The following is a 20,780-nucleotide window of genomic DNA, read 5'->3' as shown; positions in this document are numbered from 1 at the left end:
ACTGACCGTTTCAGAATGACTTTTGTTGTGGGGCTTGGTAGTTGGGTGTTGTGTCGGCAGGATTGGTTGGGTGACTGTTGAACTGGTGCCTGATGACCTGTGGGAACGTGTGGCGCCGCTCTTACCTGCTCGTCCGCCTCGGCGGCGTCGGTATCCCGGGCGGTTGCCGGCGGATGACCGGGCTGCGCTGAGAGGCATTGTCTATGTGCTGTGCAAGAGCGTGAGCTGGCGGGATGTTCCCGCTGAACAGGTCGGCTGCAGTGGCGTGACGGCCTGGCGGCGCCTGCGGGACTGGACCGAGGCCGGCGTCTGGCCGCAGCTGCACGCGGTGCTGCTGGCCGAGCTGCGGGCTGCAGGTCTGTTGGACATGGACGATGCAGCGATCGACGGCTCGCACGTGAGGGCGCTGAAAGGGGGGCTCACACCGGACCTTCGCCGGTCGACCGGGCCCGGCCCGGCAGCAAGCACCACTTGATCGTCGACCGGCACGGCACCCCGCTAGCCGTCTCGCTGACCAGCGGGAACCGCCACGATGTCACGCAGCTGGTGCCCCTGCTCGATGCGATACCCCGCATCCGCGGTATCCGCGGGCGGCCCAGGCACCGGCCGGGCCGGCTGTTCGCCGACCGGGGTTACGACTACGACAAGTACCGCCGCCTTCTGCGGTCTCGCGGCATCACACCCAAGTTCGCCCGAAGAGGCACCGCGCACGGCTCGGGCCTGGGAAAGACCCGCTGGGTCGTGGAGCGCACATTCGCCTGGCTCCACCAGTTCAAACGCCTGCGGATCCGCTATGAGACACGCGCAGACCTACACCTGGGTCTCCTCCAACTCGCTTGCAGCATCATCTGCTTGAGACGACTCCGCACCTCATTCTGAAACCATCAGTTAGACCTGGCCTGTCCGCAGACCTGCACCCCGGCTGCCGGGGTCCACCCGCTCGGTGAGTTGGTAGAGCCTCCGACCAGTTCGAGGCGGTCCGGCGAGCCTCTGCAGGGACATCCGTACGCAGCACCAGCCAGGGCATGCACTGCCCAGGGTCCGCCAGCGTCCGCGCAGGCCCGTCGAGCCGACGGATTCGTGGAACCGCACATGCAGGAGGAGCCCTGCCGGGAGGCGCACGCCTCCGTCCTCGCCCGCATGTAACGCCACGCAGGCGCTCACTCAGGTCACGCCTCTCCCCCAGCCTGAACAGAGGAAGACGAGACCGACGGAACACGGCACAGCTCTGTCCAACCTGTGCACGCCGGTATCAATCCGGCACAAGTTGTCCAACTCCTCGTTTCCTGCGCCTGGTTCAGGCTCCTCCCGTGTCCGATCACGCCATAGACGGCCTCGGTCCCGATCACCTCTATTGGTTCTCGCCGAGGAGCTCCACTTCGCACGCTGCGCCGAGCGCCCCTTCGTATCGCCGGGCCGGGTCAGTCAGGCGGTCAAAAAGCTGGAACACCGTTTCGGTGGCACGCTGTTCGGACGCAGAGCCGCCATGTGGTCCACAGCGGTCAGACAGCAGTTGTTCGAAGAGTTGCTCCCGCATACCAAGCGGTCCGGCAAGCCCTCGCCAACGCGTCGACAGCCTGCCGGAGGCCTGGCCGGAGTGGTCCGCGTGGGCTACACCACCGCGTGGTCCGGTGACCTCATCGTGCGGGTGGCGCGGGAGTTCGGGGCATGGCACCCCCGCTACGACGTCGAGCTGAAGGACATAACCCACGGCGCAGCCATCGCCGCCCTGCAGAATACCCACGGCGCAGCCGTCGCCGCCCTGCACAATGAGGACGTCGACCTTCTCATCGCTGAACGTCCCGTTGAGGTCCCGGCCATCAGGGTGGGACCTGTCCTGTTTTCCGAACGCCGCGCGCTGCTCGTACCCATCGATCATCCTCTGGCAGCACCGGAGTCCGCATCATCGGAAGACTTCGCCATCCTTGGTGAACGTCACCTCAGTTCTCGGCGACGGGCAGGGTTAGGGTCCGGAGCCATGAGCGATCAAGAAGGCAGTGGACTGTCGTGGATGGGCCGGAACGCCTCCTATGCGCATCGAAAGGACGAGGTCTCGGTGTCCGGGATGCGGGCGTGTCTCTCACTGACCGCGCGGCGGGGGCCAGATACCCGGAGGTGGCTTGAACGCCTGGGAGCCCCCGCCCCTGTTCTGGACGATCCGGTTGCCTACCGTGATTTCGTGCCGCCCCCGGCTGGGAAGCCGGGACATACGGCGGGGGCACTGTCGGTCGGCATGATCGATTGCTGCGGGGACTGGGCGATCATCGTGGAGGACGATCTCGCCGCGACGTGGTACCTCGCGCAGCTCCTTGACGATGACCTGGTGTCGCCGGAGGACGAAGAGCTGGTGTGTGTGACGTTGAACCATCATGACCTGCCGGGCCGGATCGTCTATTCGCCTTACCGGACGGCGGCGTCCTGGACCACAGATTTCGGCCGCAGTTTCTTCGAAGACAGGCTCACCGCCCCGCGGGATGCCACGGGCGATCTCAGGGCTTTCGACGAGGCGTTGGCCCAGGCAGGCGGGATTCACAGCCGGATGGATCCCGTACGGGCGTGGGGCGAGGTGAGCGAGGACGAGTGGGCGACAGGTGCGTACCGCGCGGTGGAGGGCCGGTTCGGCATATCTCTCAGCAGAGACCAGGTCGAGCAGGGCAGCCTGCCAGCGATCGTCCTGCCGCTGCCGGGGTAGAGGCGGCGGCAGCTTCTTCTTGGCGGTCATGTTGGCGTCATGGTGCAGACGAACGAGTCGTTCCAGTCCTGCCAGTCACCGCTCATGCCGGTGCGGCCGACGCGATTCAGGTCGTGGGACTGTGCGAGGTGCTACCGACGCCACGTTGAGCAGTCGGTTCCTGGCTCCTCTGCAGCCACAGGACGATCAGAACCACTGTGCCGATGAGGGGAAGGAGAAGGAAGATGATCAACCATGGTGAGTTCCCTCCGTCTCGCAGCCGCCTCACCGCGACCGCGAGAGAGGGAATGATGATCGCGTAACCGAACACGTCGTAGGGGATGAGTCCGATCCCCACCGGATCGGCGATCAGCTTCAGAGGCAGGCTGATAAGGGCGTTCAGGGCGATGAAGAGCCAGAACTCCATCCTCGGCGATACACCCGAGAAGTCGAGGCACCTTTTCCATCCGCGTAGATAGATACCCAAGGCATCCCCCTATTCCTGCGTCCAGAGCGGACCGTGGAGTGGTAGAGACCGCTCCGGCCGTGGTGGCCGCCGGCGAACTGGTACGCCTTCCACTGCGGGTCATGGCATTCACAGTGCCCTCAAGCTCACGAACAAATCCCTTGTCCAGAGCAGCAGTTGAGGGCCCGTCCGTCGGTCAGCGTCTCGGTGCGGCCCGGGTTGTCGTAGGTGTTGGTCGTCTGCCCCAGCGGGGTCGGTGCCACCGTCTCCCCCGGTGCCGGCGCCGGCACCGCCCCCCTGCGCAACGGCACCGGCCCGACACCGACGAGTGACGTCCTCTCCCAGGACGGCACGTGCCCCCCGCGGCTCGACGAGCGTGACGAGCGGGCCCGAAGGGCCTCCGCTACGCGGGCCAGATGCTCGCCAGGGTGTGGAAGGTGCTGTCGATCTGGCAGGTGCCGCCGGTGGCCGACAGCGTGATGGGGTTGTTCGACGGCAGGTAGCAGCGGGAGACCGACACCTCGCCGTCATTGGCGAACACCTCGATCGACGCGCGGTCGATGAGTACCTCCACCTTGGCCAGCGGCTTGGACAGCGGTTGCGCTCCGCTGCCGTTGTCGATGCTCTGGTGGCCCAGGCGTACGGGAATCCCGCGCACGGTGAGCGTCAGGCTCGCGCCCTGGGGGACCGAAAGGTTCATGACGCCGTGGAAGCGGTCGCCGCCGGCTGCCAGCGTCCGCGACGTGCCGGTGTTCAAGGACCCGGTCCAGCGGCTCTGTGTGCGGTGCAGGGTGGTGATCTCTGCGATGGGGTTGCGGTGCAGGCGGATGCCGTCCTCGGTGGTGCGCAGGGTGAGTTCGGCGGGGAAGGTGACCTGTTGGTTGAACGGCATGTCGGGGTAGGAGCCGCCGCGCATCCAGGCCGCCTGAATGCGCCTGCCGTCTCCGGTTTCGGTGTTGTTCCATGACTGGGTCGCGTAGAAGTGCGGCCCCGAGTCGGCGACGAACTGGCTGGTCTGCTCGGTGAACCGAGTGCCGTCGAAGGTCCCCAGGGAGTACTTGCCGTCGCCGCGGACCAAGACCCATCGTTTTTCTCCCGGGTCGCCGTCGACGGGGAGCTCGAAGAAGTCGGGGCATTCGAACCCGCTGATCGGGTGTCCGGTGTCGGTCCAGTGGAGCAGGTCGGGCGAGTTGTAGATGTGGTACTGGTCGCCGCCGTAGAGGAACATCACCCAGTGTTTGCCGGGGGCGTACCAGAACACCTTGGGGTCGCGTTCCGGTGCGGTGAGGACGGGGTTGGCGTCGTGGTGCTTCCAGGTGCGGCCGCGGTCGAGACTGTAGGACAGGCACTGGCTCTTGTTGTCGTTGCGCGACCAGAAGGCGACCATGGGCGGCGTCCGGCTGTCGGGCGAGAGTCCCGAGGTGTTCTGGTAGTCGACTACGCAGGAACCGGACTGGACGCCGGTGCCGAGGTCCTCCTCCCAGAAGGCGGGCTGTAGTTCGTTCCAGTGCACGAGGTCGTTGCTGACCGCGTGGATCCAGCATTTGTTCCAGCGCTGGGCGAACAGGTGGTACTCGCCCTCGTAGAAGATCAGGCCGTTGAGGTCGTTCAGCCAGCCCTCCTGCCGTTGGCCCGGGTTGAGGCGGTCCATCACCCATTGCCGGGCCGTGAAGTGGAATTGTGGACGCCAGGTCTCCTGGTAGAGGGGCTGTGTGGTGACGGGGCGTTTCGTCGGCTGGTCGGTCTGGAGGATCTGGTCGACGTTGACGTGCCCCCAATCCCCGGTCGCCGTGTCGACGATCTCGATGCGTGCGCGGCGGCCCTTCCACGGACGCACGTCCCAGCTGGCTTCGGCGAGGGCGTCGCTGTTGCGGCCGGTGGCGCTGCGCACGAGCGTGCCGTCGACGAGGAGGTTCAGGCAGGTCACGCGCTCGTAGTCGCCGCCGCCGATGGCGAAGGCGATGAAGTCGCGCTGGATGGTGAATTCCGGGGAGGTGAGGGAGCCGGTGGGAGCGTCGCCCTCGCGTTCGCTGCTGGCGACGCCGTTGCCCCGGTAGTTGGTGATCTCCAGGCGGCGCAGCAGGTCTTCGCCCAGGACGGGACCGGTACCGAATGCGGAGCCGGTGGTGCGCCAGGTGCCCCAGGTCGCCGACTCGAAGTCATTGACGATCAGGTCGCCGGCCGCCGGGCGGGGCGCTGCGTCGGCGCTTCCGCCGAGGGAGGACCACATCAGGGCTCCGGCTCCGGCGCCGAGGGCGGTGCGCAGGAGGGCTCTCCGGTTTGGTTGGTGGTGTCGCTGTCCGGTACGAAACGGCTCGTGCATGAGGGGCCTCCAGCGCGTCAGTGAGCGGGACGCGTCAGATGGTTGCCCGGGCGCACGCCAATGCGCAATGCATTGCGCAAGAGTATTTTCACCGGCTCGGGCGGACTTCAACTCCGCTCGGACGCGGACGAGTTGAGCGCGCGCAAAGGTTTGCGCAATGCCTATGCAGGCCGTGGGCAGTCGGGTACGTTGCCGTGCACCCACCGGACGACGAAGTGCCCGGACCTCGATCAGGAGCAACCATGCGACAGTTGAACGCCCCGGCTCGCCGGGTGGTGATCACCGCCACGGCCGTACTCGCCTGCGCCCTCGCGGGATGCACATCGACCAAGAGCGGCAGTGACGACAAGGGCAATGGGTCGACCTCGGGGAAACCGGTCATCGGACTGGTCACGAAGACGAACAGCAACCCCTACTTCGTCAAGCTCCGGGAAGCCGCCAAGAGCGAGGCCGCCAGGAGAGACGGCCGGCTCATCGCACTGGCAGGCAAGTTCGACGGCGACAACCAGGGACAGGTCGACGCCATCAACAACCTCGTCGCCCAGCACGTCACCGGCATCCTCATCACCCCCAGCAGTTCCAAGGGCGTGCTCAACGCGATAGCCGACGCCCGGTCCAAGGGCGTCCTCGTCATCGCTCTCGACACCGCGACCGACCCTGCCGACGCGGTCGACGCCACCTTCGCCACCGACAACCAGGCCGCGGGCGTCTCCCAAGGCCGGTACGTGAAAGCCGCGTTGAAGGGGGCCGACCCCCACGTGGTCCTCCTCGACGGCACGCCGGGGTCCAGCGTCGACGACCTGCGGCACAAGGGCTTCCTCGAAGGCTTCGGGGTCACGGCCTCCTCGAAGCAGATCAAGGGCACGGCCGTCACCAACGGCGATCAGACCAAAGCCCAGAGCTCCATGGAGAACCTCCACCAGCGCGACCCAGGCGTCAACGCCGTCTACACCATCAACGAACCCGCCGCTGCCGGGGCCGCCCAGGCACTGAGCGGCAAGAAGGGTGTGGTGATCGGTTCCATCGACGGATCGTGCAGCGGTGTACGCAACGTAGCTGCCGGGAAGTTCGCCGCGACCGTCATGCAGTTCCCCGAGAAGATGGCCCGCCTGGGGGTGGACGCCGTCGCCGACTACACCAAGGACTCGAGCAAGAAGCCCCACGGGTTCATCGACACCGGATCCCAGCTCATCACCGACAAGCCCGCTGACGGCGTTGCCTCCAAGGGCACGGCCTGGGGCCTGAAGAACTGCTGGGGCTAGACCATGACCTCCACCACCACTCCCCACGCCGCAGCGCCCGAGAGCCGCGAGAGCCACGCCGTCGGCGTACGCCTGGCCACCTTGCTCACCCACACCCCGACCGCCGGCCCGCTGGCGGCACTCGTGATCGCCATCGCGGTGTTCGCGGTGTCCACTGACACCTTCTTCAACCTCGACAACGCCTCCCTCGTCGTCGAGCAGTTCCTCGTCGTCGGCACCCTTGCGCTGGGCCAGACTCTGGTCATCCTCACCGCCGGCATCGACCTGGCCAACGCCGCCACCATGGTGCTCGGCACGCTGCTCATGGCCCGCCTCGCCCAGGACACGCTGCCCGCCGGTCTCGCGCTGGCGTCCGGCATCGTCGTGTGCACCGCCGTGGGCGCCCTGTCGGGCTCGCTGGTGACCCGGCTCAAACTCCCGCCGTTCATCGTCACCCTGGGAGTTCTGAGTGTCCTGACCGCGACCAACCAGCTCTACGCCGACGGGGAGAGCTTCGCAGTCCCCAGCGGGGTGCTCACCTGGCTCGGCACCCGCTCCTACCTGTTCGGACAGATCGAAGTCACCTACGGCATGGGCGTCATGCTGCTGCTCGCGGCCGGCCTGTGGTTCGCACTCACCCAGACGGCATGGGGACGCAACGTGTACGCGGTCGGCGACGATGCGGAAACCGCACGGCTCACCGGCGTCCACGTCGACCGCACCGTGCTGAGCGTGTACGTACTGGCCGGGTTCGTGTACGCGATCGGCGCCTGGCAGGCCCTGGGCCGCATCCCCAACGCCGATCCGAACGCCTTCCAGACCGGCAACCTGGAGAGCATCACCGCCGTCGTCATCGGCGGCACCAGTCTCTTCGGCGGTCGTGGCGGCATCAGCGGCACCGTCCTGGGCGCCCTCGTGGTCACCGTCCTCGCCAACGGCCTCACCCAGGCCGGCATCGACAGCCTCTACCAGCAGGTAGCCACCGGCATTCTGGTCATCGTCGCCGTCGCCACCGACCGCGTCGTCCGTAGGAGGGCCGCATGAACTCCCCCACCCCCCGGCCCGCGAGCCGCCCCGACCACGGCACCGCACAGGACACGATCGTGCTGCGCGGCACAGGACTGGTCAAGCGCTACGGCAACGTCGTGGCCCTGCGCGAGAGCGACTTCGACCTGCGAGCAGGGGAAGTCCTCGCCGTCGTCGGAGACAACGGCGCAGGAAAATCCACCCTGATCAAGGCCCTCACCGGCGCCCTGGTCCCGGATGCGGGGACCATCGAACTGGACGGCCGCCCCGTCCGCTTCTCCGGCCCCGGTGACGCGCGCGAGGCAGGGATCGAGACCGTCTACCAGACGCTCGCCGTCGCCCCTCAACTCGACATCGCCGCAAACCTCTTCCTGGGCCGACCACTGCGCCGAGCCGGCTGGCGGGGCTCGACCCTGCGCATGCTCGACCGCCGCGGCATGCGGACACGAGCCTCCCAGGAACTGGAACGACTCGGAATCGCCACCGTGCAGGACATCAGCCAGCCCGTGGGCACCCTCTCCGGTGGGCAACGCCAGGCCGTGGCCGTCGCCCGGGCCGCGATGTTCGGCACCCGCGTGGTCATCATGGACGAGCCGACCGCCGCGCTGGGGGTCCGCGAATCACGTCAGGTTCTCGACCTGATCGAACGCATCCGTGCACGCGGCGTCCCTGTCGTACTGATCAGCCATGACATGCCACAGGTCTTCGAGATCGCCGACCGTATCCACGTCCACCGACTCGGCCGGCGCGCCGCCGTAGTCAGCCCGGGAACCTGCTCGATGACCGATGTCGTGGGCTTGATGACAGGGGCTCTGACGATGCAAGAGGACGGCTCCCTGAGCGGTCACACGCCCAGCACCCCACTCAGCCGCTCACGAGCCGACGCCCGGGCCATAGATGTCACCGAGGCCGCCGAGTGAACCCTCTACAGCGCACTGCCAGCCCCCACCCCTCTCAAGTGACCTATCAGGACTGGCCCCTTGAGCGACTGGCTGACCGGGCCCTGTCGCTGACGGACGGCACCACGCGCGCACTCCTCGGCATCGCCGGTGAACCGGGATCCGGCAAGTCGACCCTGGCCGACCAACTCCTCGGCGAGATCGAGCGGCGCTGTCCCGGAATGGCCGCGGCCGTTTCCATGGACGGATTCCATCTCGCCCACCACGTGCTCCAGGCCCGGGGGGACACCCATCACAAGGGCACCATCGACACCTTCGACGCCCACGGGTTCCTCCACATGCTGCGACGCACCCGCCAAGAACGCCACCACAGCGTGTGGTGGCCCGAGTTCCGGAGAGATCTCGAAGATCCCCTCGCCGGAGCCACCGGGATCACCCCCGCCCACCGACTGGTCCTGGTCGACGGCAACTTCCTCCTGTCCACCCGACTGCCCTGGCTGCACGTGACAGCAGAACTGACCGAGACCTGGTTCCTGGATGCGGCGCACGAACCGCGCCGTGACCGCCTCCGCCGCCGCTACATCCATTACGGCTTCAGCCCGCAAGCAGCGCAAGCCAAGGCCCACGGCATCGACGAGGAAACCAGCGCCCTGATCCGACGGGACGCACACCGGGCCGACCTGACCCTGACGGAAGCTGGGTAAGGTTCCGACATGGCAGGCAGAGCCCCCCGTCAGACCCCGACCATGTCCCACGTCGCCCGCATCGCCGGCGTCTCGGTCTCCACGGTCTCGCACGTACTGAACAAGACCCGCCCCGTCGCCGACGCCACCGTACGCGCGGTCCTCGACGCTGTCGCCCAGACGGGATACGTCCCCGAAGCCGTGGCCCGCGCCCTGGGCGACAGCGGTTACGGGACCATCGGCCTGGCCATGTCGGCTCTGTCCAACCCGTACTTCAGCAACGTCGTCCACGGCATCGACCGGCACGCCTCAGCCGCCGGATACTCCCTGCTCCTCGCGGACACCCACGACGAACCCGACCAGGAGATACGAGCCGTCAGCGAACTCCTGCGCCGCCGCGTGAGCGCCATCATCCTCGCTCCCTCCGGCAACGGTTCGACGGCCATCACCTACGCGGCCCAGGTGGACACCCCCATCGTCGTCATCGACCGCTTCGTCGACGCGGCCGTCGACCAGATCGCCGTCGACAACGTCGAACCCACTGCCCGACTCGTCGACCACCTGGCCTCGCTCGGACACACACGCATAGCCATGATCACAGGCCGGACCGGACTGGCCACCACCACCGAGCGACTGCGCGGCTACCGCCTCGGCCTCAGCCGCTCCGGCCTGCCGCACCACCCTCCGCTCGAACAGGACGGAGACTCCACCGAGGGCGGCGCGGAAAAGGCCCTCCACCGGCTGCTCACGCTCGACCAGCCGCCCACCGCCATCGTCGCGGCCAACAACCGCATGACCATCGGCAGCATGCGCGCCCTGCGCGAAGCCGGCCTCACCGTCCCCGACGACATCGCACTGGTCTCCTTCGACGACTTCGAATGGGCCGACCTCTTCCAACCCCGTCTCACAGCCATCGCCCAACCGGCCCTCACCATCGGCGAACAAGCCGTCGGCATGGCCCTCACCCGCCTTCAAGAACCCACCATGTCCCACCGCAAGGTCACCATCACCCCCACCTTCATGCACCGCGAGTCCTGCGGCTGCTCCCCGAGCTGAAACACACTCGCCCAGCCTGAATACCGGCTCCCGCACCATCGCCGAGAAGCCCGGCTTCACCGTCGAGGAGAGTCGCGCAATCGCAGTATCGCCGCGGCGTCTCGCGTACACATCTCGGCTACTTGAGCGAGGAGTTGGCAGATCCGTGGCCTGCCCGGGGCGACTTGGAGCTGCGTGAGCGACGCGGGACCGAGCGGCAGCGGGAGGTGCCGGGGCGAGCACGACCTGGTGTTCACCGAGCGAGCACTGATCACGCTGGCGTATCTGCGCACGAGGCTCCCCCACGCCGCGTCGGCCGAGTGGCCGAACGCCGAACACGACACCCGACCATCTAGGGAGAGCGCACGTGCCGACCGAGAACACCGCGACCGGGACCGCCGGAACCCCACGGACCGTCGACGGGCCGGTCGCGGACCGCCCCGCGGTCGACGCGGCACTGGCCAGGCGGCTGGTGGACACGCAGTTCCCGCAGTGGGCCGGACTGCCGCTGCGGGCATTCGAACCCGCCGGGTCCGACCACGCCCTCTACCGCCTCGGCGAGGAGCTCATGGTCCGGCTGCCTCGCCACCCGGGGGCGATCGGGCAGGCCGCGAAGGAGTCGCGGTGGCTGCCGCGGCTCGCCCCTCACCTGCCGCTGGCCGTACCCGAGCCGGTGGCCGTCGGTGAACCGGGCTTCGGCTACCCGTGGCAGTGGGCGGTGTCCCGCTGGCTGTCCGGCGACGTGGCGACCGTGGACGCCCTCGCCGACTCCCGCGAAGCCGCCACCGACCTGGCGGACTTCCTCCTCGCCCTGCGCCGCTGCACCCCGGACCCCGACGGCCACGACGCGGCCCCGGCGACCGGCCCGGACCAGCTGGCGCGGCGGGACGCGGGCACCCGCGCCGCGATACGGCAGCACGCCGACGTGTTCGACGCGACCGCGGCGACCGCCGTGTGGGAGGCCGCACTCGCCGCGCCCGCCTGGGATCGTCCACCGGTGTGGTGCCACGGCGACATGCACACCGGCAACCTGCTGACTACCCGCGGGCGCCTCAGCGCCGTCATCGACTTCGGCGAACTCGCCCTCGGCGACCCGGCCTGCGACCTCACCATCGCCTACACCCTGATGTCGCCCCGCAGCCGGTCCGTCTTCCGCGCCGCACTCGGCGTGGACGACGCCACCTGGGCCCGAGGCCGCGGCTGGGCCCTGGCCACAGGCCTCAACGCCTACACCACTTACGCCGCCGTCAACTCCCGCGTCGCCGCCCAGACCACACGCCAGATCACCGAGGCCCTCAACGGCTGAGCGTGTCCTGCACCGTCAATGGCAGACCAGAATGGGGGTAGCGGGCCAGCAGGATCGTCGGCCGGCTGCACTGCGGGCAGCTCGGTGTTTTCTCGACGGTCAGGACGATCTCGTCGACGTCGTGCGGGGCGTCGTCCGTGCGGTGAGTGCTGTTCATGCGATCCCCTGCCAGGCGTCGGGGCCGAAGGAGCCCTTGATGTCCGAGGCGATGCTGGCGGCGTTCACCAGGGAGGGGAGCTGGTAGACGGTGGTTTTCTGCGGTCCGCGGATGGCGACCTGGACGGGGTTCTGGCCGGGGTGGGAGCCCATGATGCGCTTGAGTTCGCTGATGAACTGCTGGTTGATGCGGTGATAGGGCAGCTGGAGTCGGATGGGGGCTGCGCCCTCGCGTTCGGCGGAGGCAACATCGAGGACCTGGAGTTCCTGGCCGAAGATGCTGAGGGCACCGTCGCGGTCGTTGAGCCGGCCCTGCAGCGAGACGACGCTGTCCTCCACGAGGGCCGCCGCGACCAGTTGGTAGGTGGCGGGGAAGAAGAGGACCTCGATCGTTCCGTCGCGGTCGGCGAGGTTGACGATGGCCCAGGCGTTGCCCTGTTTGGTCATCTTGGGCTGGACGCTGGTGATCAGTCCGGCGAGGCGGACCATGCCTTCGGTGCGGCCGGAGGCCAGCAGGTCCACGATGGTGGTGTCGCGGTTGTTGGAGAGGATGTGCTCGGTGCCGTCCAGGGGGTGGGCGGAGACGTACATGCCGAGCATCTCGCGTTCGGTGGCCAGGAGTTGCTTGCGGGGCCATTCGTCGTCACTGATGTCGACCTTGAAACTCATCGCCCCGGCATCGTCCCCGCCGTCGCCGCTCAGGCCGGCGAAGAGGTCGTCCTGGCCGTAGGCAGCCGCCTTCTTCAGCGGGACGACCGCGTCGATGGCCAGTTCGTGGGCGGCGGACAAGCCCTTGCGGGTGTGGTCGAGAGAGTCGAAGGCCCCGCCTTTGATGAGGGACTCCACGGCACGCTTGTTCAGCGCGGGCAGGTCGGCCTTGTCGAGGAAGTCCGCGAACGAGGTGAACTTTCCCTGCGACTTGCGGGCCGCGATGATCGCCTCGATGACGTTCTCGCCCACGTTGCGCACCGAGAGCAGGCCGAAGCGGACGTTGTCACCGACGGCCGCGAATTCGGCGATCGATTCGTTCACGTCCGGCGCCAGGACGGTGACGCCCAGCTTGCGGGCGTCGGCGAGGTAGATGCCGGCCTTGTCCTTGTCGTCCCCGACGGAGGTGAGCAGGGCGGCCATGTACTCGGCGGGGTAGTTGGCCTTGAGGTAGGCGGTCCAGTAGGAGACCAGGCCGTAGCCGGCGGTGTGGGACTTGTTGAAGGCGTAGCCGGAGAACGGGAGCATGACGTCCCAGATCGCCTTGATGGCCTCTTCCCGGTAGCCGTTGCTCTCCATGCCGTCGTGGAACTTCTGCCATTCGGCGGCCAGGACTTCGGGCTTCTTCTTGCCCATGGCGCGGCGCAGCATGTCGGCGCCGCCGAGGGTGTAGCCGGCCAGGGTGCGGGCGATGGCCATGATCTGTTCTTGGAAGATGAGCAGGTGGTGGGTGGAGCCCAGGATGGGGTCCAGGACCTCTTTGAGGTCGGGGTGGATCGGATCGGGTTCCTGCTTGCCGTTCTGGCGCAGTGCGTAGTTGGTGTGTGCGTTGGCGGCCATCGGACCAGGCCGGTACAGGGCGAGGGCGGCCGCGATGTCCTCGAAACGGGAGGGCTCCATCAGCTTGAGCAGGGCGCGCATGCCGCCGCCGTCGAGCTGGAAGACGCCGAAGGTGTCGCCACGGCCCAGGAGTTCGAAGGTCTTCTTGTCGTCGAGGGGGATGACGGTGACGCCGGTGTCGCCGGTGCCCGGGTCGACCGTGGCCAGCTTGACGCCGCGGTTCTCGCGGATGTTCGTGAGCGCGTGGTCGATGACGCCGAGGTTGCGCAGTCCCAGGAAGTCCATCTTGACCAGCCCCATGTTCTCGCAACTGGGGTAGTCGAAGCCGGTGATCTTGACGCCGTCCTTGGCGCGCATGTGCAGCGGGATGCGCTCGGTCAGCTTCGTCTTGGACAGGATGACCGCGGCCGCGTGCACGCCGGTGCCGCGGGTCAGGCCCTCGACGCCCTTGGCGGTGTCGACGACCTTTTTCACGTCTGGTTCGTTCTCGTACATCGCCCGGATCTCGCCGGCCTCGCCGTAGCGCGGATGAGCCGGGTCGAAGATCCCGTCGAGCGGGATCGACTTGCCCATGATGTCCGGCGGCAGCGCTTTGGTGATCCGCTCCCCGTGCTGGAACGGGTAGCCCAGGATCCGGGAGGAGTCCTTGATCGCGTTCTTGGCTTTGATCTTGCCGAACGTGTTGACCATGGCGGTGTACTCGTCGCCGTACTTCTCGGTGACGTAGCGGACCATCGCATCGCGCTGGCGGTCGTCGAAGTCGAGGTCGACGTCCGGGGGGTTGATGCGCTCGGGGTTCAGGAACCGTTCGAAGAGCAGGCCGTGCTCGAGCGGGCACAGCTCGGTGATCCGGGTCGCGTACGCCACGATCGAGCCGGTCGCCGAGCCACGGCCCGGGCCGACCGGGATGCCGTTGTCGCGGGCGTGCCGGCAGATGTCGGCGACCACGAGGAAGTAGGAGGAGAAGCCCATGGGGCCGATGACCGTCATCTCGGTCTCGAAGCGCTCCACCACCTCGTCCGGCAGCGGGGTGCCGTAGCGCATCTCCAGGCCCTTGCGGCACTCCTGGCGCAGCCAGGACTCCTGGCTCTCGCCCTCCGGCACGTCGGGGTACTGCGGCATCTCGTCGACGTTCTCGAAGACGCTGTCGTAGGAGCCGATGCGCTCGGCGATCAGCAGCGTGTTGTCGCAGGCCTGCGGCAGTTCGGCGAACAGGTCGCGCATCTCGGCCGCGGTCTTGAGGTAGTAGCCGTTGCCGTTGAACCGGAACCGCTTCTCGTCCTGCTTGTTCTTGCCCACGCCGATACACAGCAGATTGTCGTGGGCGTCGGCCTGGTCCTGGTGCACGTAGTGCGCGTCGTTGGTGGCCAGCAGCGGGATGTTCAGGTCCTTAGCGAGACGCAGCAGCCCCTCGCGGACGTCCCTCTCGATGGACAGGCCATGGTCCATCAGCTCCAGGAAGTAGCTGTCCCGGCCGAAGATCTCCTGGTACTGGCCGGCGACCGCACGCGCCTCGTCGTACTGGTTCAGACGCAGCCGGGTCTGGATCGCCCCCGAGGGGCAGCCGGTCGTCGCGATGATGCCGCCGGCGTGCTCGCTGATCAGTTCCATGTCCATACGCGGCTTGCCCGCCGGGAACTGGCCCGTGTAACTGGCCTCGGTGGACAGGTAGAAGAGGTTCTTCAGGCCCTGGACGTTCTCCGCCCACATGGTCATGTGCGTGAAACGGCCACCGCCGGAGACGTCCTTGGAGCCTTCGCCGTCATCCGACATGGCCCGCTGGCCGCCCGGGCCCCAGAACTCCTGCTTGCGGTTGCGGCGCGAGGACGGCGCCACGTACGCCTCGATCCCGACGATCGGCTTCACGCCGTCGAAGCCCTTGGACACCTGATGGAACTCATACGCACCGAACATGTTCCCGTGGTCGCTCATGGCGACCGCGGGCATGCCCTGCCGGGCCACTTCAGCGAACATCGGCTTCAGCTTCTGCGCACCGTCGAGCATCGAGTACTCGGTGTGATTGTGCAGGTGAACAAAGGAATCCGTCACCGGGAGGGCACCTCCGAAGAGTCGTGGAATGGGCAGCACCCTAACCCTCGAACGATGATCAGTTCCGGGCCCGGAACGACCCCGGAAGCCGCCTCCCCAGACCTGGCACGGGTGACCTCGCCCTCTCACTCAAAGAAGCCGGAACACTCCTCGGCGTGGCGGCCCATGGCGTGTCGTGAACGATCTTCAGAAGGGCGCAACACCCGTCGCGGAGGCCCGCATCGGATGTCCTCCGGCGCTCTCTGAAGGCGTCTTCGGCAACCGTGGGAACACGGTGAGCACGGCAACGGCCGGGCCGCCTATGCCGGCAAGGACGAGAGTGGCGAAGTCCTCTGCTTCCTCTGCACCCACCGGCGAAGTCGGATCCGAGCCCGGATGGTTCGCAGGTGCGCATACGCAAAGGGCGGGGGAACGGCAGCCGTTGGTCGCGGAGTTGCTCCAGAGCTCCGCGGCTCATGCGGCGACTTCAGTGATCGCCCGCGGATCGGAGCGGCCCTCACCGCAGGGCTTGGTGTTGTCGTCCATGGCCGCCACGCTGTTCAAGCGCAGCGCGGAGGACTATTCCGAGACTGCGTCCCGGTCACACGGAACGGGAGAGTTGCTCGCGCACCCATGCAGGATCGGGGTTGGTGTGCGGCTGACCCGCCACGATGACGGTCGGCACGGTCTCGTTGCCGTCGTTGGCAGCCCTGACCTCGGCTGCCGCAGCCGGGTCGCGCCAGATGTCGACCCAGTGCATCTGGCGGGCGCTGCGGCCCAGGCGGATACGCAGTCGCATGCAGTAGGTGCAGCCGGGTCGCCAGAAGACGACCGGCCGGCCGTCGACCGCGGCGCGGCGTCGCGCCTCCAGCACACCGGTCGACCTCGGGAAGATCAGAGGCGAGTGCACGCCCGCGAGCAGCACAAAGACCAGCAGGACGGCTGCGGCTGCGCCAGGGGTCCCGCTCACGATCAGCCCAGCCGCAAGGAGTGAGCCGCAGAGCACCAGCAGGATCGGCAGGATCCACGTACGCGTCATGAGGACGAGGCTAGCGATGAGCGAAACGGGTCTCGAATCAAGCCGCTCACCGAGGCGTTCACCGGACGCTGCGGGCAGGTCTCACCGACGCCCTGGACCACGGGTGCGTGGGCGGCGACGGTGGGGCCGCGGTGCCGGTGCCCGCCCGCTCAGAGGCTGTCGAGCGTTTTCATGATGACGAAGCTGTTGACCGTGCCCACTCCTGGCAGTGCGGCGAGTTGGTTGGCGTGGAATTCCTCGTAAGCCGGCAGGTCGGCCACCTCGACCTGCAGCAGATAGTCGAAGTTCCCGGTGATGTGGTGGCAGGCGATCACCTCGGGCAGGTCCATCACCTCCCGCTCGAAGGCGACCACGTCGGGGCGGGTGTGCCGCATCAGCCGCACCCCTGCGAACACCCGCAGTCCCCGGCCGATCGCCGCGGGATCGATCTGCGCCCGGTACCCGCGGATGACGCCAGCCTCCTCGAGCTGGCGTACGCGGCGCAGACACGGTGAGGGAGACAGCCCCACCTGAGCGGCGAGCTCGTTGTTACTGATCCGGCCATTGCGTTCGAGTACGGCCAGGATCGACCGGTCCACTTCATCCATGACAGCAGAATATTGCTGAAACACACTGCTCAGCACAAACGAGTAGCGCAGCTCGGCGCAATTTACTGCCAAGGTTGCCACCGACCGGGTCGAGGCCTGAGCACGGCCACCCATCATGGATACCGACATAACGTCGAATTCCGGAAGGGTTGACCATGCTGGGCAAGAGCACCGTCACCGTTCACGCCGATCGCGAGATCCATCCCGACCGCGCGGTGGTGCCTCCGATCTACCAGACGGCGGCGTTCTCGGCCGAGGAGGCATCTGTGTTCGCCGCGGGCGCCATTGAGCCGCGCGGCCAGGACTTCTACACCCGCTTCGGCAACCCCAACCACGCCCAGGCCGCCGCCGTCGTCGCAGAACTGGAGGGCACCGAGGCGGCGATGGTCACCGCTTCGGGAATGGCCGCCATCACTACGGCCGTGCTCGCGCTGGCGTCCGCCGGCGACCACGTCATCGGACAGAAGTCCACCTACGGCGGCACCGCCGCGGTCCTGCTGAACCTGCTGCCACGCCTCGGCGTCTCGACCACGCTCGTCGACCAGCGAGACCCTGAAGCCTTCGAGAGGGCCCTCACCTCGCGGACCCGGCTGATTCTGGTGGAGACCCCGTCCAATCCCCTGCTGCACCTCACCGACCTGCGCGCCCTCGCCGAACTGGCCCGCGCCCACGACGTGCTGACCCTGGCGGACAACACCTTCGCCACCCCGCTGAACCAGCGGCCCACGGACTTCGGCATCGACGTGGTCTGGCACAGCGCGACCAAATACCTCAACGGCCACTCCGATGTCTCCGCCGGGGCCCTGGCCGGCCCGGCGCAGATCCTGGACCGGATCTGGAGCACCAGCCTTCTCACCGGCGCCACCCTCGGCCCGATCGACGCCTGGCTGCTGCTGCGCGGCATACGCACCCTGCCTCTGCGCATACCGCGCCACAACGCCAACGGCCTCGCCCTGGCTGACGCGCTGAGCCGGCACCCGGCCGTCAGCCAGGTGCACTACCCGGGCCTGGCCACCCACCCCCAGCACAAGCTGGCCGTCGACCAGATGAACGGATTCGGCGGCGTCCTCAGCGTCGAGTTCGCCGGCGGATACGAGACGGCCGACGCCTTCCTCGGCCACCTGCGCTACCCGCGCCGCTCCGCCAGCCTGGGCGGCGTGGAATCCCTCGCCGTGCACCCGGCATCCATGTGGGCCGGAATGCTCAGCGATGACCAGCTCACCGAAGCCGTTCCGCCGGGCCTGGTGCGCCTGGCAGCGGGACTTGAGGACACCGACGACCTGGTCGCCGACGCACTCGCGGCCGCCGACGCCGTCCTCACGACGGCCTGACCCAGGAGCTACCGCTGCCCCAACGCGGCCAGCCCCCCTTCCGCGACGAAGTCTCCTGAACCCCCTCACGCAAGGAACCCCCTCATGACGAAGACTCTGCTGTCCGGCGGCACCGTGGTCAGCATGGACCCGGCCGTCGGCGACTACGAGCGCGGCGACGTCCTCATCGAAGACGGCGTGATCACCAAGGTGGCCGGCCACATCGACGCTCCGGACGCCGAAGTGATCGACGCACGCGAGCGGATCGTGCTGCCCGGCTTCGTCGACAACCACCGCCACAACTGGCAGACCGCCTTTCGCGGCATCGGTGCGGACTGGACCTTCGGCCAGTGGGCCACGGCCATGCACGACACCGTCAAGGCCCACTACACGGCCGAGGACGTCTACGCAGCCACCCTCCTGGGCCGCCTGGAAGCCCTGCACTCCGGCGTCACCACCATGCTGGACTGGTACCACGTGGCCCAGGGCCCCGAACACGAGGACGCCGCCATCGCCGCGCTGCGCGAAGCGCCCGCGCGGTCGATCTTCTGCCTCGGCGCCGGATGGGCCACGCCCCGCCCCGTCGACGACGACATCCGCCGCGTCCGCTGCGCACTGGACGACGACGGACTGCTCACCATGGCCTTCGGCCTGCGCGGCGCCGACGACACCGGCATGGACACCCTGGCCCGCGAGGTACAGCTCGCCGACGAACTCGGCCTGCGCACCAGCCTGCACACCGGGTCCGACGGCACCCAGCGCCCCATCGCGGACATGCACAAAAGCGGCCTGCTGCGCGACACCACCACCTTCGTCCACGGCAACGGCCTCAGCGACGAGGAACTGCGGATGCTCGCCGATGCCGGCAGCTCCCTTTCCGTCAGCCCCGACGTCGAACTGAAGATGGGCTTCGGCGCGCCGATGACGGGCCGTGCCCTGGCCGCAGGTCTGCGACCCACCCTGTCCATCGATGTCGTGCCCTCCGTCGGCGGCGACATGTTCGCCGCGATGCGCGCCGCATTCGCCGCCCAGCGCGGCCTGGACGGCGGCCTGCGCGCCCGCGACCTGCTGGCGTTCGCCACCATCGACGCCGCGACCTCCTGCGGACTCCACGACCGCACCGGCAGCATCACCCCCGGCAAGGAAGCCGACATCATCCTGCTGCGCACCGACGACGTGACCATCTTCCCGGTCACCGAACCGGTCGGTTCCCTCGTCAGCGCCGGACATCCCGGGCTCGTCGACACCGTCCTGGTCGCCGGCCGCGTGGTCAAGCGCAACGGCGCCCTGGTCGGCGCGGACCTCCCCGCCCTGCGTACCCGCCTGCTCGCCTCCCGCGACCGGATCGCCGCGGCAGCCGGCGTCCCCCTCGACGGCACCTGGGCGCCCCAGCCGTAACCGACGGCCACCTCGGCGCATCGGCCGGGCTGACCGCGTGCACACCGTGTTCGGCATCGCCGTCACAGCACTGGCCGCCATCGGAATCCCGACAGCGACCACAACCAAGAACCACCGGCCAAAGGCACACTGAGCACGGCCACCCGACCTTCCTTCCGCACCTCCCGGCGTAGGAACCGGGCCCCCAGCGCGGAGCCGGCCCGGCCCTCAGCCTGCACTTGCCACTGGAGCTCTCATGCGTCTCACCTCGGACGGACCCCACCACGCCGTCTTCGAGTTCGGCGACCTGAAGGTCGTCTCACTGCGCGACGGCTACGTCGACATGCCGCCGGCCCGGCTGCGCGACGAGAACAACCGACCACTGGACGAACTGCCCGACACGGTCCCGCTGGTCGACGGCAATCTGCGCCTCTCGGTCAACGCCTTCTTCATCACCGACGGCACGCGGTCCCTCCTCATCGACACCGGGGCATCCAACGCCTGGCACTCCACCATGGGATCGCTCCTGGACGCCCTGGACGAAGCCGGAATCCACCGCGCGGACGTCACCGATGTGGCCCTCACCCACCGCCACGAGGACCACGTCGGTGGGCTCATCGCCCCCGACGGCGCCGAGGCGTTCCCCGCGCTGCAACGCATCTGGATCGGCGCAGAAGACGCATCCGTCTTCACCGGGCGCCTCGAACCCGTGCGCGACCTCGTGGTCCCCCTCACCGGACCGGTCGCGGTCAACGACCGCGTCACCGCCCTCCCTACGCCCGGACACACGGACGGCCACACCATCTACGACGTCAGCAGCAGCGCAGGCCATCTCCTCGTCTGGGGCGACACCGTCCACGTACCCTCCCTCCAATTCGACCAGCCCCACGCGTCGTGGGAACTGGACGGCGACCAGTCGCAAGCACGCCGAGCCCGTCTCGCGCTCATGGAACGACTCACCAAGCCACACCATTACGTCGCCGGCGCCCACCTGGACTTCCCCGGAGTGGGCCGCGTGACCCGCAACGGCGACGACGGCTACTCCCTCGAATACCTCGCACCGCCGGCTCCCTGAGACCCGGGTG

The 20,780-nt window shown here is 68.1% G+C and carries 17 protein-coding genes; 11 read left to right on the top strand and 6 right to left on the bottom strand.

Going from position 1 to position 20,780, the window contains the following annotated elements; genetic code table 11:
• Nucleotides 1–70 precede the first annotated feature (70 nt).
• Together G3I40_RS19665 and G3I40_RS19660 are read left to right on the top strand one after the other, a co-directional pair.
• A protein-coding gene (locus tag G3I40_RS19665; RefSeq protein ID WP_164303443.1) for an IS5 family transposase occupies nucleotides 71–879 on the top strand; the annotation gives its coding sequence in 2 pieces (ribosomal slippage) (nucleotides 71–410 and nucleotides 410–879; 810 coding nt in all).
• Between the two features lie 475 nt (nucleotides 880–1,354).
• Nucleotides 1,355–2,692, top strand: coding sequence for a LysR family transcriptional regulator (locus tag G3I40_RS19660; protein ID WP_164303442.1), 1,338 nt, complete (start codon nucleotides 1,355–1,357; stop codon nucleotides 2,690–2,692).
• 106 nt (nucleotides 2,693–2,798) lie between these two features.
• Here G3I40_RS19660 and G3I40_RS19655 read toward each other — a convergent pair whose 3' ends face one another.
• Both G3I40_RS19655 and G3I40_RS19650 read right to left on the bottom strand, forming a co-directional pair.
• Entirely contained in the window at nucleotides 2,799–3,158 is a 360-nt protein-coding gene (locus tag G3I40_RS19655; RefSeq protein WP_275410200.1) for a DUF805 domain-containing protein, read from the bottom strand.
• A gap of 382 nt (nucleotides 3,159–3,540) precedes the next feature.
• Nucleotides 3,541–5,367 (bottom strand): glycoside hydrolase family 32 protein, encoded by a 1,827-nt coding sequence (locus G3I40_RS19650; RefSeq protein WP_164303440.1) that lies wholly within the window; start codon nucleotides 5,365–5,367, stop codon nucleotides 3,541–3,543.
• Between the two features lie 335 nt (nucleotides 5,368–5,702).
• Here G3I40_RS19650 and G3I40_RS19645 point away from each other — a divergent pair, with 335 nt between their 5' ends.
• From G3I40_RS19645 to G3I40_RS19620, 6 genes are all read left to right on the top strand, one after another.
• Nucleotides 5,703–6,722 carry a substrate-binding domain-containing protein gene (locus tag G3I40_RS19645; RefSeq protein ID WP_164303439.1) on the top strand — a complete coding sequence of 340 codons (1,020 nt, stop codon included), beginning with the start codon at nucleotides 5,703–5,705 and terminating at the stop codon, nucleotides 6,720–6,722.
• 3 nt (nucleotides 6,723–6,725) lie between these two features.
• The gene (locus G3I40_RS19640; RefSeq protein ID WP_164303438.1) at nucleotides 6,726–7,745 is read left to right on the top strand and encodes an ABC transporter permease; all 1,020 of its coding nucleotides are present in this window, start codon (nucleotides 6,726–6,728) and stop codon (nucleotides 7,743–7,745) included.
• Complete coding sequence (locus tag G3I40_RS19635; protein WP_164303437.1) at nucleotides 7,742–8,647, top strand: ATP-binding cassette domain-containing protein; 906 nt, start codon at nucleotides 7,742–7,744, stop codon at nucleotides 8,645–8,647. The genes G3I40_RS19640 and G3I40_RS19635 overlap by 4 nt, the downstream gene beginning before the upstream one ends.
• A gap of 38 nt (nucleotides 8,648–8,685) precedes the next feature.
• Entirely contained in the window at nucleotides 8,686–9,330 is a 645-nt protein-coding gene (locus G3I40_RS19630; RefSeq protein WP_164303436.1) for a nucleoside/nucleotide kinase family protein, read from the top strand.
• 9 nt (nucleotides 9,331–9,339) lie between these two features.
• The gene (locus G3I40_RS19625) at nucleotides 9,340–10,365 is read left to right on the top strand and encodes a LacI family DNA-binding transcriptional regulator (protein ID WP_239091827.1); all 1,026 of its coding nucleotides are present in this window, start codon (nucleotides 9,340–9,342) and stop codon (nucleotides 10,363–10,365) included.
• A gap of 436 nt (nucleotides 10,366–10,801) precedes the next feature.
• Entirely contained in the window at nucleotides 10,802–11,650 is an 849-nt protein-coding gene (locus tag G3I40_RS19620; RefSeq protein ID WP_203644415.1) for an aminoglycoside phosphotransferase family protein, read from the top strand.
• On the opposite strand, the gene G3I40_RS19615 is transcribed toward G3I40_RS19620, so the two are convergent.
• From G3I40_RS19615 to G3I40_RS19600, 4 genes are all read right to left on the bottom strand, one after another.
• On the bottom strand, nucleotides 11,640–11,807 hold the full coding sequence (locus G3I40_RS19615; protein ID WP_164303434.1) for a hypothetical protein: 168 nt from the start codon (nucleotides 11,805–11,807) through the stop codon (nucleotides 11,640–11,642). The two genes, G3I40_RS19620 and G3I40_RS19615, sit on opposite strands and share 11 nt — an antisense overlap.
• The gene (dnaE, locus tag G3I40_RS19610) at nucleotides 11,804–15,403 is read right to left on the bottom strand and encodes a DNA polymerase III subunit alpha (RefSeq protein ID WP_164303433.1); all 3,600 of its coding nucleotides are present in this window, start codon (nucleotides 15,401–15,403) and stop codon (nucleotides 11,804–11,806) included. Before dnaE ends, G3I40_RS19615 begins: the two co-directional genes overlap by 4 nt.
• Nucleotides 15,404–15,983: 580 nt before the next feature.
• Nucleotides 15,984–16,421: a glutaredoxin domain-containing protein gene (locus G3I40_RS19605; RefSeq protein WP_164303432.1), complete on the bottom strand. Its 438-nt coding sequence runs from the start codon at nucleotides 16,419–16,421 to the stop codon at nucleotides 15,984–15,986.
• 149 nt (nucleotides 16,422–16,570) lie between these two features.
• Complete coding sequence (locus G3I40_RS19600; RefSeq protein WP_164303447.1) at nucleotides 16,571–17,008, bottom strand: Lrp/AsnC family transcriptional regulator; 438 nt, start codon at nucleotides 17,006–17,008, stop codon at nucleotides 16,571–16,573.
• Nucleotides 17,009–17,163: 155 nt separating this feature from the next.
• On the opposite strand from G3I40_RS19600, the gene G3I40_RS19595 reads away from it, so the two are divergent.
• The 3 genes from G3I40_RS19595 to G3I40_RS19585 all read left to right on the top strand — a co-directional run bounded on the left by G3I40_RS19595 (nucleotide 17,164) and on the right by G3I40_RS19585 (nucleotide 20,770).
• Complete coding sequence (locus tag G3I40_RS19595; RefSeq protein ID WP_164303431.1) at nucleotides 17,164–18,339, top strand: aminotransferase class I/II-fold pyridoxal phosphate-dependent enzyme; 1,176 nt, start codon at nucleotides 17,164–17,166, stop codon at nucleotides 18,337–18,339.
• A gap of 84 nt (nucleotides 18,340–18,423) precedes the next feature.
• A complete protein-coding gene (locus G3I40_RS19590; protein WP_164303430.1) occupies nucleotides 18,424–19,716 on the top strand; it encodes an amidohydrolase family protein in 1,293 nt (430 codons plus the stop codon).
• A 235-nt stretch (nucleotides 19,717–19,951) separates the two neighbouring features.
• Nucleotides 19,952–20,770, top strand: coding sequence for an MBL fold metallo-hydrolase (locus tag G3I40_RS19585; protein WP_164303429.1), 819 nt, complete (start codon nucleotides 19,952–19,954; stop codon nucleotides 20,768–20,770).
• Nucleotides 20,771–20,780: the final 10 nt, after the last annotated feature.

Origin of the sequence: Streptomyces sp. SID14478 (genome assembly GCF_010548525.1) — a bacterium.
GTDB lineage: Bacteria > Actinomycetota > Actinomycetes > Streptomycetales > Streptomycetaceae > Streptomyces.
Note: the sequence above shows the minus strand (reverse complement) of the source record. Positions and strands in the feature narration are given on the sequence as shown.

Bases quoted from the DNA above. Each gene is read 5' to 3' on its own strand.
- G3I40_RS19605 (WP_164303432.1), bottom strand. From the start codon at position 16,421: ATGACGCGTACGTGGATCCTGCCGATCCTGCTGGTGCTCTGCGGCTCA.
- G3I40_RS19635 (WP_164303437.1), top strand. From the start codon at position 7,742: ATGAACTCCCCCACCCCCCGGCCCGCGAGCCGCCCCGACCACGGCACC.
- G3I40_RS19640 (WP_164303438.1), top strand. From the start codon at position 6,726: ATGACCTCCACCACCACTCCCCACGCCGCAGCGCCCGAGAGCCGCGAG.
- G3I40_RS19650 (WP_164303440.1), bottom strand. From the start codon at position 5,367: ATGTGGTCCTCCCTCGGCGGAAGCGCCGACGCAGCGCCCCGCCCGGCG.
- G3I40_RS19585 (WP_164303429.1), top strand. From the start codon at position 19,952: ATGCGTCTCACCTCGGACGGACCCCACCACGCCGTCTTCGAGTTCGGC.
- G3I40_RS19600 (WP_164303447.1), bottom strand. From the start codon at position 17,008: ATGGATGAAGTGGACCGGTCGATCCTGGCCGTACTCGAACGCAATGGC.
- G3I40_RS19645 (WP_164303439.1), top strand. From the start codon at position 5,703: ATGCGACAGTTGAACGCCCCGGCTCGCCGGGTGGTGATCACCGCCACG.
- G3I40_RS19590 (WP_164303430.1), top strand. From the start codon at position 18,424: ATGACGAAGACTCTGCTGTCCGGCGGCACCGTGGTCAGCATGGACCCG.
- G3I40_RS19595 (WP_164303431.1), top strand. From the start codon at position 17,164: ATGCTGGGCAAGAGCACCGTCACCGTTCACGCCGATCGCGAGATCCAT.
- G3I40_RS19625 (WP_239091827.1), top strand. From the start codon at position 9,340: ATGGCAGGCAGAGCCCCCCGTCAGACCCCGACCATGTCCCACGTCGCC.
- G3I40_RS19615 (WP_164303434.1), bottom strand. From the start codon at position 11,807: ATGAACAGCACTCACCGCACGGACGACGCCCCGCACGACGTCGACGAG.